A 26,316-nucleotide genomic window follows, 5' to 3' on the forward strand; every position below is an offset into this window, starting at 1 on the left:
TTAATTTAATGGCTGATAAATACAGTTCTTTTGAAGAATTGAAAAGCAATGAAGTTTTAGGCTTAGATTATGAGATTATTTATGGTCAGGCAGAATCACCAATTTTGATGCTAGCGCCGCACGGAGGCAGGATTGAACCTGGAACCACAGAACTTGCTGCAGCTATAGCGGGCGGAACCTGGGGCTATTATAGTTTTTGCGGCCTAAAGGATAACGCCTACCGTGATCTGCATATCACCAGCACTAAATTTGATGAACCAATAGCGCTAAAACTAGTCACCAATTCAAAGAGAACCATCGCCATTCATGGCTGTAAGGATATGACCAGAAAGAAAATATATATTGGCGGCCTGGATTCTGAGCTAAGGCAACTCATCAAGACTACGTTAACATCGGCAGGTTTTGATGTTTCTGAGCACCCTAAATTTCCAGGTATCGGTAAAACTAATATTTGCAATAGGAATTCTCAGGGCAAAGGAGTACAACTTGAACTAACCGGCGGGCTCAGGTTAATGCTGTTTCCTGATTTCCCAATGAGAAAGCGTACAACTCCCTGCTTTATAACCTTTATTACAGCTATGCGGAGTGTCTTACATTTTTGCAGCAACATGTGAAGAGAGATATTTTTTATTTCATTTAAAGGAGTCAGGTGGAATTGATTGAATTTTTATACAAGAGGGGGAGTTTTAATGAAAGCTGTGGCAGTTTACGGTTTCACCACAGGTTCCGGGAAAACCACCGCTGCCAAAGAACTGGCAGGTTACCGGCAGCGTCAGGGCTATAATACCCTTCTTGTTGATATGGACTTGAGTCAAGGCAAGTTAACTGAAATATTGGATCTCAAAAAAACACCTAATATCGGAGATTGGCTTGACGATATATTTAATAGAATGGAAACGGCCCCCTGTTGGAAAATAATCTACCAGCCCAATGAAATAACTAAGTTTTATCAAGATCACCCTTCAGGCTTAAAGGTTTTAACAACCAATTTTGACCAAAGTCATTGTAATTCACCTTTACTTCTTAACGGTATGGATATTGTTGTGCGCAGTATTCAAGCAACTGCTTTTGACACTGTTATCTTCGATACCAATAATGCGATGAGAGATTATACTTTGGATCTGATGTTTCGCATGGATAAGGTTTTAATGGTTGCTGATTTTCTTAATTTTAACCAGCGAAACGCTGAGATGCTTTTACGTTTGTTGGTTGATGAAGGTTTTAATCAGGATTGTTTAGGCTTTGTTTTAAATCGTTTTCCAACCTTTGCAGATGAAAACCCGGAGCAAATTAGCATTGCAATGGGAATACCGCTCGATGGTGTCTTACCCAATTTCCCGGATCTGGCAGGGAAAAAAAAGCAGGGTAAAATTTTCAGCACCGTTCGCAGTTCACGCTTTACTGAAGAAATTGGACGTATCGCTAATCGGCTTGAATAACATTTCCACTAACCCGCTCTGCGGGATTTTTTTATTTAAACTTACATCAATAACATATTATTGCTCTGCCTGAGCAAAATAGTATTAGCTAGATCAAGGAGGCATGGCTATGCAGTTAAAAAAAGGCGAACGTGCGTTATTAGCTTATTTTCCAACTTCCAATGACGCCCGAAAAGCAGCAGAAGAATTAAAAAGAGCTGGCATAGAGGAAGTTCAGGTTGACCGCATCAGCAGGTTTGGAGTAAACAATGACGCTGAAATTAATAACCCAATAGCCGGACGAGCTGAAACTATAACCGGTCTCACACTATATTCTGCCGGCACGGACAGCATGATCGACGATGATACAAGGGTACTTAAAGCGGCAGATCCATCAGTAAGCGGTATCGGCGATCACAATTATGGGGTAGCCGGTGGGACGGCTTTTATGGTTACCGCAGTTACCACTGATGATTTGTTTAACAGCGCCAAGGCAATAATAAAAGATAGCGGCGGTAAAATGTAATTCTTTGGAGGGTGGATTATTATGAGCAATATCAGTTCGGATACAAATTATAAGACTACCAACAAGGATGTGAATTTCTCAGTACTTTCAAACGCTGAGATTAATGTGTTAAAGTCAGATTATGTTGACGCATTTGACGAAGCGCTGGAAATACTTGAGCGAGCCCAACAAATAAATCCCGATAACATAATTAAAAAATAGCCGCTTGCTAATTGATCTTCATCGCCTATTTCTGTCATTGCGGGCGCAGCGTGGCAATCTCAGACCCCAAAGCCTAAACCCACAGGTGCGGTAGTGTCCCCTTTCCTGATACGCATTGATTGTCGCGTCGCTTCGCTCCTCGCCATGACATTAGAACGATATAGATTTACATAGTAACTAATTATCTAATCAGCTCCTGGCGTTGCCTGGCTTGTATTTTTAGTGTAATTTGGTTACAATGGTAAAGGATGTTGAGGTTATTTTGAATGGAGGTCTATGTTTTGAAGCGCGTGGTCAGTGTTAGTTTAGGCACGTCCCGGCGTGATCACAAGGTAATCGTTGAACTACTGGGAGAGCAATTTGAGATTAGTCGTATCGGAGTGGATGGTGATTTTGATCGCGCCTTGGCCAAGCTCCGAGAACTTGATGGACAGGTTGACGCCATAGGTCTTGGTGGTATTGATGTTTTTGTTTATGCCGGAAATAAACGATATGCTTTTCAAGACGGCCTGAAAATGATGGAATCTGTTAAAACAACTCCGGTGGTGGACGGAAGTGGCCTTAAAAACACCCTGGAAAGGGAAACAGTTAAATATTTACTAAGAGAAACTGATCTGGTTAAAAAAGGCTCCAGGGTACTTATGGTCAGCGCAGTTGACCGGTTCGGGATGGCTGAGACTTTTGATGAGGCTGAATGCGATGTAACTTTTGGTGATTTGATCTTTGCTGCGGGAATCCCCTATCCCATCAAAACCCTGGAGGAACTTAAAGAAATTGCCCAAAAACTTTTACCTGAAATGACCAAGCTTCCATTTCATATGCTTTATCCCACAGGGAAAAAACAAGAGGCACGCGATGATGAAAAAACTAAAAAATTCGCCCAATATTATGAGGAAGCAGAAATCATTGCAGGTGATTTTCATCTTATAAAGCGCTACTTGCCTGACGAACTGGGCGGGCAGATAATTATAACCAATACAACGACGACTGACGATATCGAATATCTCAAAGGCAAAGGGATCAGCAAAATTGTTACGACAACCCCTGTTTTTGAAGGGCGGTCCTTCGGCACTAACGTAATGGAAGGGGTATTGGTTGCACTGCTTGGTAAGCCCTGGGCGGATATTTCAACAGATGAATATCTGGATCTGCTTAATAAGCTTCAATTTAAACCCAGAATTATTGAATTAAAAAGTTAACACTAAAACCTCAAAGACTAGTGGAGGATAATATGGCGACACATCGTGAAATTACAGAAAGCTTAAACGCATTTCAGGAGGGCTACAGCAATAATAAGAAGCTGAAGATTATGAACCATGACTGGAATAGGGTCATTCTGATTGAGGCAACAGATGTGGATTCAAAGCATACAATTATTCTGCAGGACGGGGAAATATCGGTAGTCGAAGGGATATCCGCAACTCCAAATTTGGTTGTCACTTCAGACAGCGAAACCCTGGCCGACTTGTTTTATGGGGATATTACGCCAACCGAGCCATATATGAACGGTACTTTGGTTCTAAAGGGGTCTGAAGACGATATCGTGAGATTGGATTTTATATCTTTAATGATTTGGGGTGAGTAGCCTTGGAGCTTAAAAAAGTACTCACCTTACGTACTGTAATTGCCACCAGCGCCGGATTGACCCTTTCTAGCTCAACTTTTGTCGCAGCAGTGCAGGTTGCTGGTTTTCTCGCCGGCGAATCCGCGTGGCTGGCCATACTTACCGGTGGGCTGCTGTGTATAACAGCCGCCTTTTGTTTTAATGAGCTAAACGGGATGATGCCGTCGGCGGCCGGTATTCGCCTATATTTTAGCAGAGCTTTTAACGACCGCCTGGCGCTGATCATATCTTTGCTTTATATGGCTGTTATTTTGGGTGTAATTGGTGCAGAAAGCTATGTTTTATCTGAAATTTTACATCAAGCTTTCCCCGTACTGCCTTCCATATTTTGGATCATTGCCATGTTTACCCTGGTAACCATAATGAATATTGTTGGTATTAAAATAGCAGGTTGGTTTCAAGATGCCATAACTTATGGATTAATTATTTCATTGGCAGCACTGGCGATAGTAGCTTTAAATCAAGTTAACTTCCACATAAATGCACCCTTTAGTACCGGTGGCGGCTTGAATTTTATAAACGCAGTAGCGGTGGGGGTATTTCTTTTTGTGGGGTTCGAATGGGTTACCCCCCTTGCAGAAGAGGTAACCCACAGTCGCCTGATTTCCCGCGGCATGCTGCTGGCTATTGGTATCCTCAGTGTTACCTACGCATTGTTTACTGTAGCCATGACGGCAACAGTACCCAAAGACATCCTTGTTAATTCAGCCATTCCGCAGATGATTTTTGCCCGAACCTTACTTGGCGGTTCCGGTGCTGCAATAATGGTGCTGATTACATTAGCCGCATCAATCACCACGTTTAATGCCGGCTTAATCAGCATTTCGCGATTTGTTTATGCTTCAGCCCGGGAAAATGTATTGCCAACTATATTTAGCAAAATCAGCATGCGTTATTTTACCCCCTGGGTGGCCATTGTTTGTGTGTTTATTATTGGGGTTATTATTTCATCTATTGTTTTAATCACCGAACGCTATCTGACCCTGGTCAATATGGCGGCCGCCATGGAAAGCATTATCTATGTACTGGCGGGAGTAGCAGTAATTGTACTGCGTAAAAAGCTGCCCGATATGAAACGTCCCTATCAAATTCCCGGAGGATATTGGATTCCCGGAATTTGCGCCGGTGTATTTTCCCTTTTAACGCTGGCAATATTTTTTTCATTTCCCGGAGTTTTTATCTATCTTTGTATCGGTGTTGTGCTCAGCGTAATTTATGTTAATCAGGTCGTTCCGGAGCTAAAAAGACGCAATCGCGTCAAAAAATCGGCCAACCGCCGCAGACGTCCCGCTGTACAAGCGGAAAAAACCGGGGATTAACGTTCCCGGTTATTTTAGTTACAGGCCCAGTTCAGCATATACCTTTGAATCCACCGAATTATCGAAGGGTAATCCCTGTGCCTTCCTAAACTCAATTACCGCTTTTTCCATTCCACCGCCCCAGATACCGTCAATAGGCCCGTTATAAAAACCGAGTCTTTTTAGCCTTATTTGTACCTCAAGCACGTCTCCGCCCCGTTCATCCCGCCTCATTGTGCGATACCTGCTTGGCTGGTAGTGCAAAGGATTTCCGAGGATTACAACCCTTGTATCCGGCTTAATCCAGGGATAAATCTCCTCCACATTTACGTTATTCATTCGAATACACCCGTGACTGGCATAACTTCCAATGGAATAGGGCTTATTGGTGCCATGTATTCCGTATATGCCCCAGGGGGCCGTAAGACCTATCCAGCGGGTGCCAAAGCCGGTTCCCCAGTTCATAGCCTTGCGTAAAACCTTAAAATTGCCGATTGGTGTAGGGGTATCATGTTTACCTACAGCTACGGCATACTGCTTATAGGGTTCCCCGTCGGCCATAATTGTCAGCTTGCGCTGCCTGGTATCAATCAAAATACTAACTTCGCCCGGTGGTGGAGGAACATCACTTTTTGCCATCGAGAGGCAGTAGGCATCATCCAAAGCCTGACGAGTTTTTTCGGTGAAGATGCCATCAGGAATTATTCCCCGGGCTTCCTGAAAATTGTTAACCGCCAGGGCGGTAGCTTTTTCATAAACGCCGTTTATAGGCCCATGGTAATAATCCAATTCCCTAAGCATACGCTGCAGTAATTCAATGTCCGGCCCGCACATGCTGGGTTGCTGAATTTTAAATACACGGTTGTGGCCTTGGATATTACGACAGAATTCGCATTCCGGTACCGCTTCCGCCGGTTCTGTAAGAAAAAAGATTACGCAAAAAAAAGATATAACGATAATAATACAAGTGTTTTTTGATTTTTGCATTTACTATCCCCCTGTAATAACGCCTAAAAAATATTTTTCCCTCACTTTTGTTATGTATTCAAAAGAGCTTAATTGTCATAAACCTGCACCTCCGTTCATACATTATTGTAAAAAACATGGACAACCATCGGGGGGATTTATGTGAAAGCAACGGTAAAATTTTTTATTTATATGGGATTGATTATTATCGCCTTATACACATCTGGCTGTTCAGACAACAAAGCTAAGCAAAATTCCGCAGAAAAAAATGTTATAGCATTACAGCAACAAGAAGCCGGTAATCAGCAGCTGGCATCTGTGAATAATAATGACAGTTTATCGGCTGACACGACTGAAGTAGTTCTTTATTTTTCCGACGGTAATGGAAAACTGGCACCAGAGCGGCGAAAAATAAGAAAAGTTCCCGGGATTGCCAGAGAAACCATTAATGAATTATGCCGTGGACCGCAAGTAAACGGGTTGGAGGCAACTATCCCTCCCAATACAAGCCTTTTGGATATTAATATTCAGGATGGTTTATGTACTATCAACCTGAGTGAGGAATTAATAACCGAGCACAGCGGAGGGTCCGCAGCGGAAAATATGACTGTTTATTCCCTAGTTAATACCCTGTCTCAGTTTCAGTCAATTGAATCTGTTCAAATACTGGTTGAAGGCAAAATAGTACCAACTATTGCTGGGCATCTGGATGTCAGCAGCCCACTGGAAAGAGATCCGGAGATTGTCAGTTCCATCTAAAATATACTACTGTCGCGATTCTTCAACGTCCAATATGGGCCAGGCTAAAGAAAAAATATTAAAAAGCGCGCTAAAGGAACTGATTTAGCGCGCTTTTCTTGTTAATGCCAGCCGGTTTGGTGAAACTCAAATTGTGCTGTTGCATTTCCGTATTGATAAGTGGGAATATAGTTTTCCGTCAGATCCACCGACACAATTTTATTTTCCCTGATGGACCGCAACATATCCAGAATAGTTTTGGCGTCACCGAATTCCATTTCCGGGGTCACAGCTATTGTTTCCTTGCCAAACATGGCATTATACAGGTTTAATAACTCGTTATAATACCCTCTTTGTGGCCGGTATGGTATCTGCTCTCTATTGCCATCATCATGCACCACATTTATTACACCGCAATCCCGCTCCTCCAGGTAAATCATCCCGCCTGTGCCAAAAATACGCATTCCAATCAGCGGGCGCTGCATTTCCTTGCCGGAACAGTAAAAAGAAAACTGTCCAATTGTCCCGCTCTTAAACTGCATATTAACAGTAACTATAGCATAAGGTGCAAAATCATCATTTTGGGGGACCCCAAATGCTTGCAATCTATCAATTGCGCCAAAAATATGCCTGATTCCCGCAACGTCATGCACACCTGTATCCATTATCACCCCGCCATGAAAAACCGGATGTTGGCGCCATTCAGTCCTGGCAAATTTGTTCTTTAGCATGTCATGCGGGAAGTTAACTACCTTGTTTTGAATGAAATAGACAACATCGCCAACTTTTTTCTGTCTGATCACGTCTCTGATAATATTAATATCTTCATTGTAGCGATAATTCTCAGCGATCATTATGGGAATACCATACTTACGGGGCAATTCTGCATGGGCTCGTGCCTGTTCGTAATTTGACGCCAGTGGTTTTTCACAGATTATAGCTTTACCGGGCTGATGTGCCAATGTCCTGGCAATGTCTTCAGTGACACGATAATTGTGTTCAATGGGGACCATAACATCGAAAATATTAATGTCATTTCGCCATAACATCGGCCTGTAATCGGTATAAATACTGTCGCCTCTGATACCAAGTCTGTCAACCCACTGTCTTGTTTTATCAGGTTCAGGATCGCAAAGTGCTACGATCTCGTATTTATCTGACAATTCCTGATAAGCGGGATAATGAAGCCGCTCAAATGCTAAACCCGTTCCAATAATCCCAACTTTTAGTTTATCCAAGTCTCATCCCTCCATATATTGAATAATGTTTTATCTTCGCACAGCCTGTAAGGCCCCGCCATCTTAGGTCGGGGACTAACAGGCTGTGAGCTTGAAATAAGTGCGACTAAGGTTCAGATGGGGTCAGAACCCCACTTGAACCAAGTCTTCTATATTATGTAACTGGAAAAGACATTATATCCATTAAAATGCCTTTTCAGGGAACTTTTCGCTAGCATAAAACGTCATAATGGTAGTATTGTCAATTATTATTTTGTATTTTTTTACATTTAAGAAGGCCAGCAGGCTTTTTAGTAAAATTGTCGAATTATTTCCAGGAATAATATCAAAAAGGAGAGGAAATGAGGTAATGAGTCCATGACCCCCCGTTGGAAAAAAAATATCAAAAAGATATTAACGGGCTTTGCACTTTTTACAGCTAGTTGTTTGGTGTTACCCGGCAATGTATTTGCGGCAACCCGTTTAACCGTTACCGGCAGCACCGTAAATGTGCGCAGCGGACCTGATACTGTGTCCGCCATTGTTGCAAAAGTGAATAAAAATGAACAATACAACGTAGTGGACAAGCGTGGTGATTGGTTTAAAATCAATGCGAACGGAGCTGATGGATGGATTGCCGGCTGGCTGGTTAAAGCCGAGTCCGTACCGGACGAAGCTGTCAGTCATGCTGTTGTAAAAACCGATGGATTAAATGTTAGAAGTGGACCCGGTACAACCTATAATGTTGTCAATCAGATAAAAGCAGGCAGTGTGCTTGAAGTTATCTCAAACTCCAACGACTGGTATAAAGTTAAGCTGCCGGACGGCAATACGGGATGGGTAGCAGGATGGCTGGTGACAATAGAAAAAACGGTGAATCAAGAGCCTGCGCAGCAGCCAGCTGAGCAACCGCCTGCAGCAATTCCACAACAATCTCAGTCACAACAGCCAACTGTAATTAAGCAGGCTACTTTGACAGCATCTAATGTAAATGTCCGGGAAGGACCGGGAACCAGCTACAAAGCTGTTGCCAAGGTTAACAGTGGAGAAAAATACAATGTGGCTGCTGTAAATGGACAATGGCTAAAAATAAGTCTACCGGGAGGCAAGTCCGGCTGGATTGCCGGTTGGCTGGCCAGTGTAACCAATATAACGGCAGAACAGCCTTCATCAACACCACAACAGCCGTCACAATCACCATCACAGCAACAGCAGCCGCCGCAGGGTGATTCTATGCTGGCTGTGGTTAACGGCAGCAATGTAAACGTGCGCGGCGGACCGGGCACAACCCACGGAGTGATCAGCCAGGTAAGCCGGGGCCAGAAACTTGGTGTCATAGAAAGCACCGGTGACTGGTACAAAGTTAAGCTTGACGGGGGAGTAGTTGGTTGGATAGCCGGTTGGTTGGTAAATACGGAAAAAGCCGAAGCCTCACCAGCGCCGGGCGATCCACCCGTAGTAACGGAAGATACCGATCAAAGTGGTAATACTGATGGTTCGGGACAGACTAACAACGGGCAGCCAACAGAGGCGTCCAAGCTGGAGAAAATTGAAGCTAATGAAGATGATGGACATACCCTTGTATCAATAAGTGCAACAGGCCCATTAAATTACGATATGTTTTTAATTAAAAACCCCGACCGTCTGGTGTTGGATTTGAAAAACATTGACCCGGGAGACCTGCCTGAAAAAATATCCATAGGCACTGAGGTAGTTCCTCAAATTAGGACAGGTTGGTTCAGTAAAGAGCAACCGGTATTCCGGGTGGTATTTGATTTAAACGGCGCCGTTGTATCTCTGGACAAGCTGTCCGAAGACCGCAAGCAATTGAATTTAGACATTTCCATCCCCACAGAAGGTAATTTCTTGCAAGGCAGGGTTATTGCCATTGATCCCGGGCACGGAGGCAAAGACCCCGGCGCCAAAGGTCCGACAGGTTTACTGGAAAAAGACGTAAATCTTGATATAGGATTAAAACTTGCCGAAATACTAAAGGAAAAAGGCGCCAAAGTAGTGATGACAAGGTCTGATGACTCTTACGTGGATCTCTACGAAATATCAGAGATTGCCAAACGTAACGGCGCAGAAGTATTTTTAAGCATTCATAGCAACGCCAGTGCTAATCCGAGTATAAACGGGACGAGTACCTATTATCGCAGGGATACGGGAGAACTGGCACCTGGCGTTAATCAAGCCGATAACCGCCGGCTGGCTGGAGCAATCCAGTCCGAGTTGCTTAGATCACTGGAAAGACGTAGTCTCGGTGTACTTCAGGCCAATTTTGTGGTTTTGCGCACATCATCGGTACCGGCGGCACTGGCGGAGGTAGCATTCATTTCCAACAGTGAAGAGGAACAGATGCTGCGCCAGGATGCAACCAGGCAAAAAATCGCTGAAGCACTGGCTGACGCACTGAATAATTACTTCTCTCCAACAACGCAGTAAAAAAACTGCGCCGGATAACCGGCGCAGTTTTTTTCAGCCTGTACATCAGCCGTATTTGCTTCTTTTAGTGTTAATAGGGGTCTAATTAGGGACATTCCTTGAAGAGGTGTGTCCACTTTCCTTTAAAATTACTATTTTAAATGATACAATATTCCAAGGCTAAAACGATTGTATTTGATGATCCGTTAGCATTGAAAGGATTATAAACACATGAAAATTGGCATAACAACTACAGTTCCCATGGAAATTATTTTTGCCGCCGGTCATACGCCCGTAGACCTTAATAATGTTTTTATTACCGGAGACAATCCCGGTTATCTGGTAGAGGAAGCCGAACTTGCCGGTTACCCCCGCAATGTCTGTTCATGGATCAAAGGGCTATACAGCACAGTGCTAAAGAGCAAAGACATTCGTACCGTCATAGCCGTTACCCAGGGTGACTGCAGCAATACCCACGCACTTATGGAAACTCTTGAGTTAGCCGGCATAGAGATCATTGCTTTTGCTTTTCCCTTTGACCGGGATCCTGATTTGCTGCGCCTGCAGATGGAAAAACTTATGGAGCATTTAGGTACCGACTATGAAACAGTATATGCTACTAAAACTAAGCTTGATCAGATTCGCCAGCTAGTATGGCAGATTGATCAATTAACCTGGCGTGAAAACGTGGTACACGGATGGGAAAACCACCTGTTTCAAGTCAATTGCAGTGACTTTATGGGCGACCCTGATACCTTTGCCAGAGAAGCGGATGAATTTATTGCCGAAGCCAAAACGAGAGAGCCAGACCGAAAAAGCCTTCGTATCGGCTATATCGGCGTTCCGCCAATTATGGGAGATCTATATGACTACCTGGAATCCAAAGGGGGCCGGGTCGTCTTTAATGAAACACAGCGTCAATTTTCAATGCCTTATCATACAAAAGACATGGTGGAGCAATACAGGCTTTATACCTATCCTTACGGCATTTTTTTCCGTCTTAATGATATATGCAATGAAATATCCCGCCGCAAAATCGATGGCATTATCCATTATGCCCAGAGTTTTTGCTACCGGCAGATAGAAGATCTGATCATCAGGCAAAAAATAAAAATGCCGGTATTAACTATAGAGGGCGATAAACCCAATCAGCTTGATGCCAGGACCAAGATGAGAATTGATTCGTTTCTTGAAATGCTGAGGTGATTTAATTGTGGTGCGGAATAGATTTGGGCAGCCGTAGCGTAAAGGTTTCCCTCATAGATGAAGAAGGCCAAACCAGTTATTATATTTTTGACACCATAAAATTTTACCGGGAACACGGTAAGCTTACACAGGGCAAATTACAGGTCAACCTGGATAAACTATTAAAAGTAAGTCATATTAATAATGTTGTCGCCACCGGTTATGGCAGGCAAACCATAGATCTCGCCAATGCTTTGAATATACCGGAAATAAAGGCTCATGTTACTGGAGCCGCATATTCCACAGGTCTGGAGGATTTTACCTTGCTGGATCTCGGAGGTCAGGACAGCAAGGTGGCGCTGGTTCGGGGCGGCCGGATGATTGATTTTCAGACCAATGATAAGTGTGCGGCCAGCACCGGGCGTTACCTGGAAAACATGGCCGGGGTTCTTGACATGACGTTGCCTGAACTAGCAAAGCACTACGCAAACCCTGTTGACCTTACCTCAACCTGTGCCATTTTTGGGGAGAGCGAGCTCATCGGCCGTATCGTGGAAGGCTATGACCCCACCGGTCTTGCCGCCGGGGTCAACCATTCCATCTTCAAGCGAATTAGGCCCATGCTGCAGCAGCTATTAAGTCCGGTGATAGTATTTACAGGCGGGGTTGCTGCCAGCCCTGCTTTAAAAAAAATCATCAGCAGTGAACTTGGGGTTAAAGTGCTTGTCCCGGCAATGCACCAGTACACCGGCGCAATTGGCTGTAGTGTAATTGCCCGCGCCAATTCTTTAAAAACGGGGTATGATTCGTGCAATTAACGGTTTTAGGATGCTGGGCGCCTTATCCGCGCCCGGGAGAAGCCTGTTCGGGCTATTTGCTGCAAAGCAATACCACCAATTTGCTGCTGGAAGCAGGTAACGGCAGTTTTGCCGAGCTTACCCGTCATATAGAGTATACTTCCCTGTCAGGCCAGATTATTACCCACTTCCATCCGGATCATTACGCCGACATTTACTGTCTGCGGCATGCGATTGAAGGGGCAAGGCGTGAGGGGAGAATGAACTCAAAAATTAGCTTGTTTATCCCGCGCGATCCAGTTGAAATATCATCAAAAATAGCAGGTTATACACAGGCGTTTAATACAACTATCATTGATGACCTACCTGATGTGGAAGAGATCAACGGTCTGAAACTGAAGACATCTGTCGCCGGCGCTTTAAAGCTGTATTTTATACCAATCACGCACTCTTTACCAGGTTATGCGGTGCTGGTTAAAGGCCAGGGTAAAAATTTTTTCTATTCCGGCGACACCGGCGCAACAGACATGATTAAAAAAGCAGCCCGGGATGTTGATCTTTTTCTTTGCGAGGCCAGTGGCCTGGATAAAGACGCCGATTACCTGAAGAGTATCCATCTTACGGCCAGACAGGCCGGCGAACTGGCTAAAGCAGCAAAGGCCAGAAGGTTACTAATCACTCATTTTTGGCCGGAATATGATCCACGGGAACTGCTTGATCAAGCCCGGTCGGGCTTTGGCCAAGAGGTTGAAACTGCTGTTCAGGGAAAAAAATATACTGTCTAAAAATCTTTATAAATAACCGGGAGGAGAACATGACGAGAACTGATGGTAGAAATAATCACCAAATGAGGCCGGTTACAATCACCCGGGGAATAAATAAGCATGCCGAAGGGTCGGTGCTAATCGAAGTTGGTGATACCAAAGTAATATGTACGGCTACCGTAGAAGACAGACTGCCGGGGTGGCGAAAAATTGAAGGTGGAGGCGGCTGGGTTACAGCTGAATACGGCATGCTGCCCAGAAGCACAGGTTCCAGGATGATCAGGGAGTCCGTCAGGGGCAAGCCCAATGGACGCAGCCTGGAAATCCAAAGGTTGATTGGCCGCGCTCTGCGTTCTGTAACGGACCTGGCCGCACTGGGCGAAAAGTCTATAACCCTGGACTGTGATGTCATCCAGGCGGATGGCGGCACCCGTACGGCTTCAATAACAGGCGCCTTTATCGCACTTGTTGACGCTTTGCAGTGGTTGATTGAGCATAAACGCCTTGACCATATACCACTCCGCGACTTTGTTGCTGCCACAAGTGTTGGCAGGGTAAATGGTGAAATTGTCCTTGATTTGAACTATACAGAGGATTCCCAGGCGGAAGTAGACATGAATATAGTAATGACCGGTAATGGTGAATTCGTGGAAATACAGGGCACCGGAGAAGAAGCATCTTTCTCCAGGGTTGAAGCCAACGGTATGCTGGACCTGGCTCAGCAAGGTATTAAAGATTTAATTGAATACCAAAAACAGGTGTTGGGACAAATAGCCAACAATATTGGGAGGTAGGCATATGAAAATTGTGCTGGCCACCCATAATGAGGGAAAATTACGGGAACTGCGCCAGTTACTGTCTGGATCAGGTTTTGATGTTGTTTCCCTTGCCAATTATCCTGACGTCCCCGAAGTTATTGAAGACGGAGATACTTTTGAGGCCAATGCTATTAAAAAGGGAGTTGAAACAGCCGCTGCCACAGGCGAAATTGCCCTGGCAGATGACTCGGGGCTGGAAGTTGACTATCTCAACAACGCACCCGGGGTTCATTCCGCCCGTTTTGCCGGCCCGGAACGGGATGACAACGCCAACAATCAAAAATTGCTGCAGTTATTGAAAGGCGTGCCCCCGGAAAAGAGAACCGCAAGGTTTCGGTGTGTTATTGCGGTTGCCACCCCGGGAGGCAAAGTCGCCACGGTAGACGGTTCATGTGAGGGGATAATTGAAACGCAGCCCAGTGGCAGCGGGGGCTTTGGCTATGACCCTTTGTTTTTAGTCCCGGAATACGGAAAAACATTTGCTGAATTGGATGCGGAAAACAAAAATGCTGTCAGCCACCGCGGCCGTGCATTAAAAAAAGTAAATTCCATACTTAAAGATATAATCGGAGATTGATTTTATTTAAGAGGCTGGAGGAAATATATTTGAAAATTGGAGTGATAAGTGACACACATGGCTTAACCAGTGCAGCAATTAAAGCCGTTAACAAAATGGGGGCAATTGATGCACTGGTTCATGCGGGAGACCATTATAGCGACGCAAAACAATTGGAATCATTTGTAAAAATACCGGTTTATGCCGTGCGGGGCAATTGCGATCCCTACAGCGCCGGGCAAGAGGATTTAACAGTAACTATCGGCGGTTATAGAATTTTTATTACCCACGGACATTTATACCAGGCTAAAAGCACGCTGCAGCTGTTGTTTTATCGAGCCCGGGTGCTTGGAGTAAATATAGTCATTTTTGGTCATACTCATATTCCTCTGGTAACCAGTGAAAACAATATATTAATGTTTAACCCCGGCAGTACAACCAAACCCCAGCCAGGTTATAAAGCAAGTTTTGGCCTGATTAATATAACATCCCAGGGAGTAACAGGAGAAACCTTTGAGCTGGGATGAATGCCAAAGTCAATAGTTTGGTCTGATATACTCAAACTGAATAAACAGTTTATAAAAACAAAAAACTGTTGCAGAATAAAAGACAAATTTTAATAAAATGGTTGTAAATATAAAAGATTGCAAAGAGACCTTCCTGAACCGGAAGGTCTCTTTGCAATCTTTGGTGCGGGCGAGAGGATTTGAACCTCCACGAGTTGCCCCACTGGATCCTAAGTCCAGCGCGTCTGCCGTTCCGCCACGCCCGCAAGTACAATTTGGTTTAATTTACGCTTTACATTTTAACATGCCAGTTCTCAGCTGGTCAAGAAAAAAACCCGCAATTACTTGGGGTTATTGGCCTCCCGGGAGGGATTCGAACCCCCGACCCACGGATTAGAAGTCCGTTGCTCTGTCCAGCTGAGCTACCGGGAGATAAATATGGAGCGGGTGATGGGAATCGAACCCACGCGACTGGCTTGGAAGGCCAGGGCTCTACCATTGAGCTACACCCGCCCAGTAACTAAGAGTATTGAATTAAAGCGAACAATAGTATTATACAAGAAAAAGACACCGGAGTCAAAAAGAATTTTTTGGATTTCGCATTATTCATGTTACCACATAAAAGTGTCTATTAGTATAACATTTTAACGGCATAAATCAAGCCCTTGGCCAGCTTAACAATAAATTAACAAAACTATAAAAGCATTAAATTACTTAATAAGTATGCTAATTATACCTTTTAATACCATTTCATTTGTTGATTTGGAGGAATATTTTTGCTTTATTTTTTAACTTTTGTTCGATATAATGAAGGTATTACGCTGTTGATAATTATACTAGCAAAGAATAACAGCGAAACAAACATTTAGTATTAGCGAAAAGTATATGCATTTTTTTACATTTATAAAAAGTATTTTTACAGGAAGGTATACTATTTTATAAATGTATTCTATAATTTAGTCAACTAGATTCGAGCTTTTATTATATATTTTACGGGGGAGGGTAAGTGGGTGAGTTTTATCAATACCGAAAAAAAGAATTTTTTTAATGAAGTTAAAGAGAAAAGTGGCCAACCTATTGAACTATGCTATCAATGCCAAAAATGCGCATCTGGTTGCATTGCCACTGAGTACGCCGACTATTATCCCAACGAAATATTGCGCATGGTGCAATTTGGACAAAAAGACCGTGTTTTAGGCTGCTCCAGCATCTGGATCTGCTCCAGCTGTGAAACCTGCGGCGCACGATGTCCAAATGGTATTAACATTGCTGAAGTAATGGACACGCTAAAAGAGATATCCATACGTGAAGGCAAGGTAAAAGAAAAAAACATTAACCTGTTCCATAATGTTTTTCTAGGTTCGGTAAAATCCTTCGGGCGAGTACATGAAGGAAGCATGATGGCGATTTATAAGATTAAGAGCGGGGACCTAATGTCAGATCTTGATATTGGCTTAAAAATGTTTAGAAAAGGTAAAATGCCCTTATTGCCGCATAGAGTGAAAGCCAAGGGTAAAATTAAAAGTATTTTTGAAAAAACAGTTTGATATTTACTAGCTAAAAAATATAACCATTTGGTTAATTATTTAATATTCAAGGGAAAGGGGTATACTCAAATTGAAACTTTCCTATTTTCCAGGATGCTCTTTAGGTTCCACCGCCAAAGAGTATGACATGTCAGCCAGGGCTATTTGCCAAGCTTTGGGAATTGATTTGGTAGAATTAAAGGATTGGGTATGCTGCGGGGCTACTTCAGCTCACAGCACCAACCATTTATTATCAATCGCTCTGCCTTCCCGCAATCTGGCTTTAGCTCAGGAAGCCGGAGTGGACCTGGCCGTTCCCTGTTCCGCTTGTTACAGCCGGGTTAAAAAAGCCGATTATGCTATGCGGAACAATGATGATATGCGCAATGAAGTGGAGAAGATCGTTGATTTTAAGTATAACGGCAAAGTAAATGTTTACTCATTAATTGAAGCTTTGGTAAGTACGGTAGGAGTGGATACCATAGCCAAAAGCGTCAAGAAACCCCTCAAAGGCTTGAAAGTTGTTTGTTTCTATGGTTGCTTACTGGTAAGGCCGCACGAGGTTACTTGTTTTGACAATAAGGAAAATCCAGTCTCGCTAGACAATGTGATGAAAGCTCTTGGTGCAGAAGTTATGCCTTGGTCCTATAAAACTGATTGCTGTGGCGCAAACCTGGGTTTGACTTCCAGCAGTGTGGTACAGGGAATGGTCGGACGGTTGCTGGATGCTGCCAAAGAGGCAGGCGCTATGGCAATAGTTACAGCTTGTCCACTGTGCCAATCCAACCTCGAAATGCGAAGGAAGGAATACAGCACCGAATTACCTGCGTTTTATTTCACTGAACTAATAGGCATGGCCATGGATTTGCCTGATTGCAACAAATGGTTTAACCTGCATTTAATCGACCCGAAACCATTATTGCAATCGCTTTCTCTGGCAGGCTAATTTTGGATAATGGAGGTCTGGTGTAACATTGAAAAAGAACAATTCCAATAAAAACGTTGTTGGTTCTGTGTTGATTATTGGAGCTGGGATAAGTGGAATGCAGTCCGCCCTGGACCTGGCAGAAGTGGGGTACAAGGTTTACATTGTCGAGAAAACTCCGGCAATAGGTGGACGTATGCCCATGCTTGACAAGACTTTCCCCACCAATGACTGTTCCATGTGTATTCTTTCTCCAAAATTAGTCGAGTGTGGCCGCCACCGTAATATTGACATCCTTACCTGCTCCGATATTACCGGTCTCAAAGGACAAGCAGGAAATTACACTGTTACGGTAAATAAACGGCCCCGTTACGTGGACCCCGAAAAGTGTCTGGGTTGCGGTTCCTGCACGGAAGCATGTCCGGTAAAGGTACCCAATGAATTTAACCAGCTTTTAAACAATCGTAAAGCTATTTACAAGCTTTACCCCCAGGCATATCCCAATGCTTATATCATAGATGCAACAAAATGTTTAAAACACAAAAACCCCAAGGCTTGCGGCAAATGTATCAAGGCTTGTCCCGTAGGTGCCATTGACCATAACATGCAACCTGAAACTGTAGAGCTAAACATTGGGGCCATTATACTTTGCCCGGGCTATGAGCTGTTTGACGCTGAGCTGCGCGGTGAATACGGCTACGGCGTTTACGATAATGTGGTGACCAGTTTGCAGTTCGAGCGCATGTTGAGCGCGTCGGGACCTTACGAAGGCCATGTTCAGACGGCCAACGGCACCGAACCTAAAAAAATAGCTTTTATTCAGTGTGTTGGTTCCCGTGACGTTTCATTATGTAATGGCTACTGTTCATCAGTATGCTGCATGTATGCAACCAAAGAGGCTGTTATTGCCAAGGAACACGTTCATGGTTTGGAAACCACCATTTTTAATATGGATATACGGGCCTTTGGTAAAGATTATGAAAAATATTATAATCGCGCCAAAGATGAATATGGTGTCCGATATGTCAAATGCATGATATCTTCTGTCAAAGAATTACAGCAAACCAAGGAATTACGGGTAAGATACCGTAATCCCGAAGGTAAAATGACGGAAGAAGACTTTGATATGCTTGTGTTATCGGTGGGCTTGAAGCCTACCAGCGACACTCTTGAACTGGCCAAGACCCTGGGCGTGGAATTAAATCAGTATAATTTCTGCCAGTTAAAAGACCTTACCGGAGTTGAGACGTCACGCGAAGGTATTTATGTAGCTGGCGTATTCAGTGGTCCCAAAGATATTCCTGAAACCGTAATGCAAGCCAGCGCCGCTGCAGGTGACACTGCTGCATTTTTAGCATCTGCCCGCAACACGCTGGTTTCTGAGAGGGAGTTTCCGGAAGAGAAAGATGTTGGCAGCGAGGAACCAAGGCTGGGCGTATTTGTATGCCACTGTGGGATTAACATTGCCGGTGTAGTAGATGTTCCATCGGTTGTCGAGCATGTAAAAACTTTACCCCATGTGGTTTATGCCACCAACAATTTATACGCTTGCTCACAGGACAGCCAGGCGGCCATGAAGGAATTGATCGAAGAACACAAGCTGAACCGAATTGTGGTAGCCTCCTGCAGTCCCCGTACGCACAAACCATTATTCCAGGAAACCTTACGGGAGGCTGGATTAAATCCAAACCTGTTTGAAATGGCTAATATTAGAGACCAATGTTCATGGGTGCATATGCATGAACCCGAAAAAGCAACCCAAAAAGCCAAAGACCTGGTTAGTATGGCCGTGTCCAAGGCTGCCTTGCTGCAGCCAGTGCATAGTGTCAAGGTAAGTGTAACCAACAACGCACTGGTAATCGGCGGCGGGATTTCCGGCATGGTTGCCGCCACCAGTCTGTCTAAACAAGGTTACAAAGTTAGCTTACTGGAAAAAAGCGACCAACTGGGAGGAACAGCACGTAGAATTAATGAAGGTTTTAACGGCGAAGACATTCAGGGATACATGCAAAGTTTAATCAATACTGTCAAGAATGACCAGCTAATTGAAGTATATACCGGTAGTGATATTGTTGAAGTGTCGGGCTATGCCGGCAATTTTAGCACCAAACTTGCTTCAGGCATGGAGATTAAACATGGTGCCACTATTATTGCCACCGGAGCGGAAGAAGCCAAGCCTGACGAGTATATGTACGGTCAGGACCAGCGGGTGTTAACCCAGTTGGAGCTTGACGAGGCCATTGCCGCCCAAGATCCAAAAGTTAAAAATGCCCAAAATATTGTTATGATTCAATGTGTTGGCTCACGTGAAGAAGGCAGGCCTTATTGCAGCCGCATATGCTGCACCAAAACAATGAAACTTGCTCTAAAGGTTAAAGAGCTTAACCCTGACGCTACTATCTTTGTCTTATACCGGGATATTAGAACCTATAGCTTTAATGAGGATTATTACCGGGAAGCCAGGTCCAAAGGTGTACTCTTTATCCGTTATGAAGTTGACAAAAAGCCGTCGGTGGAACTGGTTGGCGGCAATGGCAACAGTATCTTGCAGGTTTCTTTTAAGGATCATATTTTGGGTGAAGATATCAACCTTGATACCGACTTATTGGTGTTGGCGGCACCTATTACACCTTCTGAGTCAAACCCGAAACTTTCACAGCTGTTCAAATTACCGCTCAACCCTGATCAATTTTTCCAGGAAGCGCACATGAAACTGCGCCCTGTTGATTTTGCGTCAGATGGCGTTTACATGTGCGGCCTGGCCCATGGCCCCAAAAATATTGAGGAGAGCATCGCCCAGGCCAAAGCCGCAGCAGGTCGCGCAACCAGCATATTAAGCCACGAATCGCTGGAATCCAAAGGTGTTGTGGCAGTTGTTGATCCGGACAAATGCGCGGCATGTCTTACCTGTGTCCGGTTATGCCCCTTTAAAGCCCCAAGAATTAACGATAAGCATGTGGCCGAAATAGAGGCTGTCATTTGTCAGGGCTGCGGGACCTGTGCCGGTGAGTGCCCCAATAAGGCAATTACCCTGCAGTGTTATAGCGATAAGCAATTGACTGCGGCTGTAGACGGTTTGTTCCAGCTAGCGCAGAACGTTTAAAAAAGAACCGGGTTTAAACCCCGGTTCTTTTTTTCTTTACTGTTACTGTTATTATGTATTTAGTCGGAGGTTTCGCTCCCAGGCTTGCTGGTAAACTTGTAGATCCCTGTCACTAAACAAAACAAATCTTATCTCTTGTGGAATTCGGTTCTCCTTTACAAATTCCAACAGTGTTTTTACCGCTATTTGAGCAGCCTCCGCAATGGGAAATCTGTAGGCCCCCGTACTAATGGAAGGGAAAGCTATGCTGCCAATACCATTTTCCCTGGCCAGGTTAAGGCTATTCCCATAAGCATTTTGCAATAATCCGGCTTCACCATTACTCCCTCCGTACCATATCGGGCCGACGGTGTGGATTACATATCGGGCAGCTAAATTTCCACCTGAAGTTATAACAGCTTCTCCCGTGGGACACCCTCCCCGTTTGGCCCTGATCTGCTTACACTCTTCAAGTATTTGAGGACCTCCGGCCCTGTGTATGGCTCCGTCCACACCTCCTCCGCCAAGCAAGCCGGAATTGGCGGCATTTACAATTGCCTCAGTATCCTGTTCAGTGATATCTCCCTGCAAAACCATAATACAGGTTGCATTAACTGTAAATTTCAACAAAAGCACCTCCAGAGAAATTATATTAAGTGTTACTTCCCGTACTTGACTTAAGCAAATACTCAGTTATATTAAAAGAAAAATGAGGTAGAAAGCAGGTGTTTTAATATGGCAGAAATCAAAGGAGTTTTATATCATCAAGATACCGGTGAGGTTCACGTAACGAACCACTTTAATATTCCCATTTTGGTGAAGGAGTGGGCCTGAATCTGCAACACCAAGAAGGCCCAGGGCTGGGCTTTTTATCCTGTAACAGATGTAAATAAGGACTTGAAAAAAGTCAATGACAAGTGGTATGTGCCTGACGAAGTATTGAAAAAGAACCATAACCGCTAGTCTTTATTACTGTCATTACGCTTTTTATCTGAGATTCTTTTCAATATGCCGCTGCATAATATGGCTACTAAAACTCCTGCGGCCATGCTCTTATTCTCGGATACGCTTGCCCAAGTTGATAAGAGATAATAAGTAAAAACAGATAAAAATACGGTAATAAACATGGGCAAAAACGTTTTGCTTCTCATATTTGGCACATTCCTTTAAAGAGGTTTTTAAGATAAATGTAGTCGGTGGAGAAAACCTATCAGTTTGTCCCACCGACTATATTTAAAGCTATCAAGAAACCTATTATTTATTTTTTATAAATGACAGGACTGCCTGCTTCATATTATTTTTTTCCACAACCTGACGATGAAGGACGGGCCGCTGATCAAGCTCTCTAAGCCCGGTAGGGACGGGCATTTGACTAAATTCGGATAGCATCCCCAGTAAATCGAACTCACTTCTGCCAAAAGTCTTTTCTTCGCCAAGCAGCGCCCGGGCAACACTGGCGTTAAACTTAAACGGGCTGGCGGTGGATACAATTACCGTATAACTGGGATCGGCAGTGGCAGCCAGATACTTGGCATAAACATTTAGTCCTACAGCCGTATGAGTATCTATAACATAATTATAGCGTTGATAGGCATTACGTATAGTTTGCATCGTTTCTTTATCTGTGGCAAAGTTTGACCAGAAAATGCCCCGTATCCTTTCCCTGATTGCTCCCTCGACTTCATAACTGCCGGATTGCTTTAATTTTGACATCCATTTGCGCACCGGTTCTGCATCATGACCTGTTAATTCAAACAATAGCCGCTCCAGGTTACTGGATATTAAAATATCCATAGAGGGAGAGAGGGTTTTTTTAAATTCACGCATCCGGTTATATACGCCGGTTTTAATGAATTCATCCAGCACATCATTGGCATTGGAAGCGCAAATCAACTTATTAACCGGTAACCCCATTTCCCGCGCGTAATATCCCGCCAGGATATTGCCAAAATTTCCAGTGGGAACAACGAAATTGATTTTTTCTCCTAATTGTATCCTACCTTGTTTAATTAATTCCGCATAGGCTGAAAAATAGTAGGCAACCTGTGGCACTAATCTTCCCCAGTTGATGGAGTTGGCGGATGAAAACTTGAAATTATACCTTGAAATAATATCAGCTGTAGCTATGTCCCCAAATATCTCTTTAACCCCGCTTTGCGCGTCATCAAAGTTGCCCCGCACCGCAAAAACACCTACATTATCACCCTCCTGGGTAATCATTTGCAACTTTTGAACCTCACTGACCCCTTGTTCGGGATAAAACACAACGATAGCAGTGTGCGGTACATCCTTAAACCCTTCCAGCGCCGCTTTACCAGTATCTCCGGAAGTGGCTACCAGGATTAAAATGTTACCGGCTTCCCCGGTTTTCTCCATGGACTTCACCAACAATCGCGGTAAAATCTGCAGAGCCATATCCTTAAAAGCGCAAGTAGGACCATGCCATAGTTCAAGTACACTCAATCCCCGGTCCAGGTTGGCAAGAGGTGCTATGTCCGGGTGGTCAAAGCTATGGATATTATAGGCGCTGTTAACGCATTGAATAATTTCATCGTTGGTGAAATCAGATAAGTAATGTTTTAGTATCTCCGCACATCTTTCGCTATAGGATTTTTCTACAAGTAAATTTATTACATCCAGTTTAATTATTGGTTTTTCTTCGGGAACAAATAATCCGCCGTCAGGGGATATGCCCTGTTGAATAGCTTCAGCCGAGGTAATTAATTTACCGTCACCCCTGGTGCTTTCGTAAAACATTTTAATTCCTCCCAATGCATTGCTTATTACATTAAACAACACCTTTTCTATGCAGTCAATAAATTAAAGAAAAAGCAGCCTTGCTGCTTAATTTAAAAATAGCTCCCACTTTCCAAAAACCGATCCACACTTACAGCCGTAAGTTACAAAATGTTTTTTGGGAAGCTCCTGAATGCCCAATATTCTAACAGTGCTTTTAAAATTATAGATATTAATTCCACACCCGGGACAAACCTGCCCCTCAATTATTTTCTTAGCTCTGATCACCGACCATTTAGGTTCGTTTGTAACATAAACATAGTAATCAGCAAAACCAAATTTAGTAATCCTATAACGGTCAAGAACAGCACGGATTGTTTTTAGCATTAATTCCCTGGTTCTTCCGGTTTGGGTTAACAGAAAAGTTTGTACTGCAGTCTGAATTACTTGTTGGTCCTCCACTGAAGGGAAGTCTAAAACGTTTGCCGTCTGCACAATGATTGCCCCCGTATAAATTAATATTGATAGGAGTCAAAAGTCAGGAGTCAGAATAAGAAAACGGCTTGGGGCATTCTGACTACTGTATTCTGAATTCCCAATATTGAATAGCTCATTTTTATTATAATTGACATTTTATCAAATTTTGATACCAAATGTATTGCAGAATTCAGTAGTCAGAATTAATTAGAGATTTGTTGCCCAAAATTATTCTGACTTCTGACTCCTGGCTTCTGAGTGCTATAATTGTTTTATAAACTACTCAGAAGTCAGGAGTCAGAATGAAAGAACGGTTTATCGTCATGAAATATTCTGAATTCTGACTCCTGACTTCTGAATTCTGTAGAAAACAGATAAACGGAGGTTGCCATGGAGAACAACAAGCTGCGCCCAATGAACCAGGTACTTTTATATGATTTAATCCGCACAGCAAAGGGTGAAATTGGCTGTGACACTTATATTCAAGGTGGAACAGTGATTAACGTATATTCAGGTGAATACATCAAAACCAACATTGCTATAAAAGGCAAGCATATTGCTTATGTTGGTGATTCCCAATCCATGGTTGATGACAGGACAAGAATCATACCGGCGGATAATTTCTATCTCTGCCCTGGTTATATTGAGCCTCACGCGCATCCCTTCCAAACTTACAATCCGGTAACCCTTGTCGAAAAGGTAATGACGCTGGGTACAACTACTTTGATTTGTGATAATTTATTTTTTTTCATGAGCATGGATGTTGAAACCCTGTTGGATTTATGGAAGGAATTTTTTGACTTACCGGTAAAATTCCTCTGGAGCGTGCGTCTGGACCCTCAAACCCAATCTGAGAAAAGGGCGGCCCGCTTTGCGCCGGACCAAATAGAAACATTATTAAATACCCCTCTGGCCAGGCAAGTAGGCGAACTTACTGACTGGCCCTCCCTGATTGCCGGAAAAGAGCAAATGCTGCAAAATATACTACTGGCTTTAAGGTTGGGCAAAAGGGTAGAAGGACACGCGCCCGGGGCCTCTTGGCACACTTTAAACACCCTTGCAGCCGGAGGAGTTTCGGACTGCCATGAAAGCATCACCGGAGAGGAGGCGCTAAACCGGCTGCGACTGGGCATGTATGCAACACTTAGACATAGCTCATTACGTCCGGACCTGCCTGCGATAATAAAAGATTTGATCAATTTAAATAGTGATCTTCGCCGGTGTATGATTACTACAGATGGTGTTACTCCCCCAAGTATGAAGAACGGTTTTACCGATTATATTCTGCGCCTGGCAATTGAAACAGGCGTTCCCGCCATCGAAGCGTATAGAATGGCTACCCTAACCCCGGCGACATATTATGGTTTGGATGACGAATTAGGCGGAATCGCTCCCGGCAAGCTGGCCGATATTTTATTCCTCGAGCAACCGCTAAACCCTACTCCGATAAAAGTAATGGCCGAGGGAAAAATTGTGGCTGAAGACAGCAGGCCTCTGATTAAGCTGCCGAAACCAAGCTGGTCCAGGTATGGAATATCACCTATGAGTTCACAAGCTCCGGCTATGAAACCGGAAAACATGGCCCCGCCTGCAGTGGAAGATAAATACCCGGTTATGACACTGGTTAATCCCGTCATAACCAAGAGAAAGGACCGCAAGCTGCCAATCAAGCATGGAATGATTGATATCGCCCAAGAAAAAGGTTTAATTTATGCCACTTTGTTAAACAAAGAAGGGAATTGGGTCTGTAATGGTATATTAGAGGGATTTGCCGATAATCTAGCCGGAATGGCCTGCTCTAATACTATTACGGGAGATATAATTGTACTTGGCCGTGACCCCCTGGAAATGCTTCATGCTACCAAAAGGATGTTTGAGATAGGAGGCGGGGTTGTCTTAACAGAAAACGACGACGTTATTTATGAGCTGCCTCTTCCGTTAAGCGGTATCATGAGCAATAAGCCGGTCGATGAATTAATAGTCCATTGTTCTCAATTATATAAGCTTTTGGCGGAACGAGGTCACCCGCACTATGACCTGTTATACACAATTTTATTCCTTTCAGCAACCCATTTACCTGAACTACGTCTTTCGCCCGACGGAATACTCTCCGTAAAAGATAAAAAGATTATTATTCCGGTAAGGGAAATTTAATTTTGAAAAAATCTAAAATACTGTTATACTAACCTGAAAAATTTTGGTTTTCTTCAGGAGGACTCGCAGTTGATTTCAGAAAAAGGCAAAACATTTTCTAATAGTTATGACACCAATATAGCTGTTGGGAATCCAGTTATATTCCCAGGTGGTTCTTTAATACCTATCGTTAATGTAACCAGCATTTATAGCGGGACAACCAAACATTTTTGCACAGGGGGGGGCTGTATAATTCTTGACCCTTTGGCAATATTTGTTATTCAAGAAAGTAACCTGGAGATATGTTTAATCAAACAAACAAACTTAACTGATAACTTATCTAATTTAATCAGCCTGGCAACCGAGCTTTTTAATTGATATAAAGAGGAGAGTGTATTT

The 26,316-nt window shown here is 43.7% G+C and carries 25 protein-coding genes and 3 tRNA genes; 20 read left to right on the plus strand and 8 right to left on the minus strand.

Translation table 11 applies throughout. From position 1 onward, the window contains the following. Positions 1 to 8 precede the first annotated feature (8 nt). From BM056_RS01845 to BM056_RS01875, 7 genes are all read left to right on the plus strand, one after another. Entirely contained in the window at positions 9 to 614 is a 606-nt protein-coding gene (locus BM056_RS01845) for a poly-gamma-glutamate hydrolase family protein (RefSeq protein WP_092468135.1), read from the plus strand. A 75-nt stretch (positions 615 to 689) separates the two neighbouring features. Next, positions 690 to 1,439: a CpaE/TadZ family protein gene (locus BM056_RS01850; RefSeq protein ID WP_092468137.1), complete on the plus strand. Its 750-nt coding sequence runs from the start codon at positions 690 to 692 to the stop codon at positions 1,437 to 1,439. 109 nt (positions 1,440 to 1,548) lie between these two features. Further along, positions 1,549 to 1,944, plus strand: a complete 396-nt coding sequence (locus BM056_RS01855) for a hypothetical protein (RefSeq protein WP_092468139.1) — start codon at positions 1,549 to 1,551, stop codon at positions 1,942 to 1,944. Between the two features lie 21 nt (positions 1,945 to 1,965). After that, on the plus strand, positions 1,966 to 2,145 hold the full coding sequence (locus tag BM056_RS01860) for a hypothetical protein (protein ID WP_092468141.1): 180 nt from the start codon (positions 1,966 to 1,968) through the stop codon (positions 2,143 to 2,145). A gap of 281 nt (positions 2,146 to 2,426) precedes the next feature. Beyond that, complete coding sequence (locus tag BM056_RS01865) at positions 2,427 to 3,344, plus strand: DUF8754 domain-containing protein (RefSeq protein ID WP_092468143.1); 918 nt, start codon at positions 2,427 to 2,429, stop codon at positions 3,342 to 3,344. A gap of 32 nt (positions 3,345 to 3,376) precedes the next feature. Further along, on the plus strand, positions 3,377 to 3,730 hold the full coding sequence (locus BM056_RS01870; RefSeq protein ID WP_092468145.1) for an SCP2 sterol-binding domain-containing protein: 354 nt from the start codon (positions 3,377 to 3,379) through the stop codon (positions 3,728 to 3,730). A gap of 2 nt (positions 3,731 to 3,732) precedes the next feature. Further along, a complete protein-coding gene (locus BM056_RS01875; RefSeq protein ID WP_092468147.1) occupies positions 3,733 to 5,088 on the plus strand; it encodes an APC family permease in 1,356 nt (451 codons plus the stop codon). 18 nt (positions 5,089 to 5,106) lie between these two features. Here BM056_RS01875 and BM056_RS01880 read toward each other — a convergent pair whose 3' ends face one another. Continuing rightward, positions 5,107 to 6,054: a L,D-transpeptidase family protein gene (locus BM056_RS01880; protein ID WP_092468149.1), complete on the minus strand. Its 948-nt coding sequence runs from the start codon at positions 6,052 to 6,054 to the stop codon at positions 5,107 to 5,109. Positions 6,055 to 6,195: 141 nt separating this feature from the next. Between BM056_RS01880 and BM056_RS01885 the strand changes: the two genes are divergently transcribed. Continuing rightward, positions 6,196 to 6,792 (plus strand): GerMN domain-containing protein, encoded by a 597-nt coding sequence (locus BM056_RS01885; protein WP_092468151.1) that lies wholly within the window; start codon positions 6,196 to 6,198, stop codon positions 6,790 to 6,792. Between the two features lie 101 nt (positions 6,793 to 6,893). Here the strand turns inward: BM056_RS01885 and BM056_RS01890 are convergent, their stop codons facing one another. Beyond that, positions 6,894 to 8,009 carry a Gfo/Idh/MocA family protein gene (locus tag BM056_RS01890; protein ID WP_092468152.1) on the minus strand — a complete coding sequence of 372 codons (1,116 nt, stop codon included), beginning with the start codon at positions 8,007 to 8,009 and terminating at the stop codon, positions 6,894 to 6,896. Between the two features lie 429 nt (positions 8,010 to 8,438). Between BM056_RS01890 and BM056_RS01895 the strand changes: the two genes are divergently transcribed. From BM056_RS01895 to BM056_RS01925, 7 genes are all read left to right on the plus strand, one after another. Continuing rightward, entirely contained in the window at positions 8,439 to 10,433 is a 1,995-nt protein-coding gene (locus BM056_RS01895) for an SH3 domain-containing protein (RefSeq protein ID WP_165613319.1), read from the plus strand. Positions 10,434 to 10,643: 210 nt separating this feature from the next. Then, positions 10,644 to 11,618 (plus strand): 2-hydroxyacyl-CoA dehydratase family protein, encoded by a 975-nt coding sequence (locus BM056_RS01900; RefSeq protein ID WP_092468156.1) that lies wholly within the window; start codon positions 10,644 to 10,646, stop codon positions 11,616 to 11,618. A gap of 23 nt (positions 11,619 to 11,641) precedes the next feature. Then, positions 11,642 to 12,415 (plus strand): acyl-CoA dehydratase activase, encoded by a 774-nt coding sequence (locus BM056_RS01905; protein ID WP_337833476.1) that lies wholly within the window; start codon positions 11,642 to 11,644, stop codon positions 12,413 to 12,415. Beyond that, positions 12,406 to 13,179, plus strand: a complete 774-nt coding sequence (locus BM056_RS01910) for an MBL fold metallo-hydrolase (protein ID WP_092468160.1) — start codon at positions 12,406 to 12,408, stop codon at positions 13,177 to 13,179. The genes BM056_RS01905 and BM056_RS01910 overlap by 10 nt, the downstream gene beginning before the upstream one ends. Positions 13,180 to 13,208: 29 nt before the next feature. Next, positions 13,209 to 13,952, plus strand: a complete 744-nt coding sequence (gene rph / locus BM056_RS01915) for a ribonuclease PH (protein ID WP_092468166.1) — start codon at positions 13,209 to 13,211, stop codon at positions 13,950 to 13,952. 4 nt (positions 13,953 to 13,956) lie between these two features. Beyond that, a complete protein-coding gene (locus BM056_RS01920) occupies positions 13,957 to 14,553 on the plus strand; it encodes an XTP/dITP diphosphatase (protein ID WP_092468168.1) in 597 nt (198 codons plus the stop codon). A gap of 29 nt (positions 14,554 to 14,582) precedes the next feature. Next, entirely contained in the window at positions 14,583 to 15,059 is a 477-nt protein-coding gene (locus BM056_RS01925; RefSeq protein ID WP_165613320.1) for a metallophosphoesterase, read from the plus strand. Between the two features lie 161 nt (positions 15,060 to 15,220). Here BM056_RS01925 and BM056_RS01930 read toward each other — a convergent pair. From BM056_RS01930 to BM056_RS01940, 3 genes are all read right to left on the minus strand, one after another. Further along, positions 15,221 to 15,304 (minus strand) — tRNA-Leu (locus BM056_RS01930). An 89-nt stretch (positions 15,305 to 15,393) separates the two neighbouring features. After that, a tRNA-Arg gene (locus tag BM056_RS01935) sits at positions 15,394 to 15,470 on the minus strand. A gap of 7 nt (positions 15,471 to 15,477) precedes the next feature. Beyond that, positions 15,478 to 15,551 (minus strand) — tRNA-Gly (locus tag BM056_RS01940). A 497-nt stretch (positions 15,552 to 16,048) separates the two neighbouring features. On the opposite strand from BM056_RS01940, the gene BM056_RS01945 reads away from it, so the two are divergent. From BM056_RS01945 to BM056_RS01955, 3 genes are all read left to right on the plus strand, one after another. Next, positions 16,049 to 16,585, plus strand: a complete 537-nt coding sequence (locus BM056_RS01945) for a 4Fe-4S dicluster domain-containing protein (RefSeq protein WP_092468173.1) — start codon at positions 16,049 to 16,051, stop codon at positions 16,583 to 16,585. A 70-nt stretch (positions 16,586 to 16,655) separates the two neighbouring features. After that, positions 16,656 to 17,510 (plus strand): CoB--CoM heterodisulfide reductase iron-sulfur subunit B family protein, encoded by an 855-nt coding sequence (locus tag BM056_RS01950; RefSeq protein ID WP_092468175.1) that lies wholly within the window; start codon positions 16,656 to 16,658, stop codon positions 17,508 to 17,510. 28 nt (positions 17,511 to 17,538) lie between these two features. After that, positions 17,539 to 20,592, plus strand: a complete 3,054-nt coding sequence (locus BM056_RS01955; RefSeq protein ID WP_274377498.1) for an FAD-dependent oxidoreductase — start codon at positions 17,539 to 17,541, stop codon at positions 20,590 to 20,592. A 51-nt stretch (positions 20,593 to 20,643) separates the two neighbouring features. On the opposite strand, the gene BM056_RS01960 is transcribed toward BM056_RS01955, so the two are convergent. The 3 genes from BM056_RS01960 to BM056_RS01975 form a co-directional block, all read right to left on the minus strand. Beyond that, positions 20,644 to 21,168, minus strand: coding sequence for an O-acetyl-ADP-ribose deacetylase (locus tag BM056_RS01960; RefSeq protein WP_092468424.1), 525 nt, complete (start codon positions 21,166 to 21,168; stop codon positions 20,644 to 20,646). Between the two features lie 657 nt (positions 21,169 to 21,825). Continuing rightward, on the minus strand, positions 21,826 to 23,328 hold the full coding sequence (thrC, locus tag BM056_RS01970; protein WP_092468179.1) for a threonine synthase: 1,503 nt from the start codon (positions 23,326 to 23,328) through the stop codon (positions 21,826 to 21,828). Positions 23,329 to 23,415: 87 nt separating this feature from the next. Next, positions 23,416 to 23,802, minus strand: coding sequence for a hypothetical protein (locus tag BM056_RS01975; protein WP_092468181.1), 387 nt, complete (start codon positions 23,800 to 23,802; stop codon positions 23,416 to 23,418). Positions 23,803 to 24,174: 372 nt separating this feature from the next. Here BM056_RS01975 and BM056_RS01980 point away from each other — a divergent pair, with 372 nt between their 5' ends. Continuing rightward, entirely contained in the window at positions 24,175 to 25,938 is a 1,764-nt protein-coding gene (locus BM056_RS01980) for an adenine deaminase C-terminal domain-containing protein (RefSeq protein WP_092468183.1), read from the plus strand. Positions 25,939 to 26,007: 69 nt separating this feature from the next. After that, positions 26,008 to 26,295 carry a hypothetical protein gene (locus BM056_RS01985; protein ID WP_092468185.1) on the plus strand — a complete coding sequence of 96 codons (288 nt, stop codon included), beginning with the start codon at positions 26,008 to 26,010 and terminating at the stop codon, positions 26,293 to 26,295. The last annotated feature ends 21 nt before the right edge of the window (positions 26,296 to 26,316 follow it).

This window comes from Desulfotruncus arcticus DSM 17038 (assembly GCF_900113335.1).
GTDB classification, from domain to species: Bacteria; Bacillota; Desulfotomaculia; order Desulfotomaculales; family Desulfallaceae; genus Desulfotruncus; species Desulfotruncus arcticus.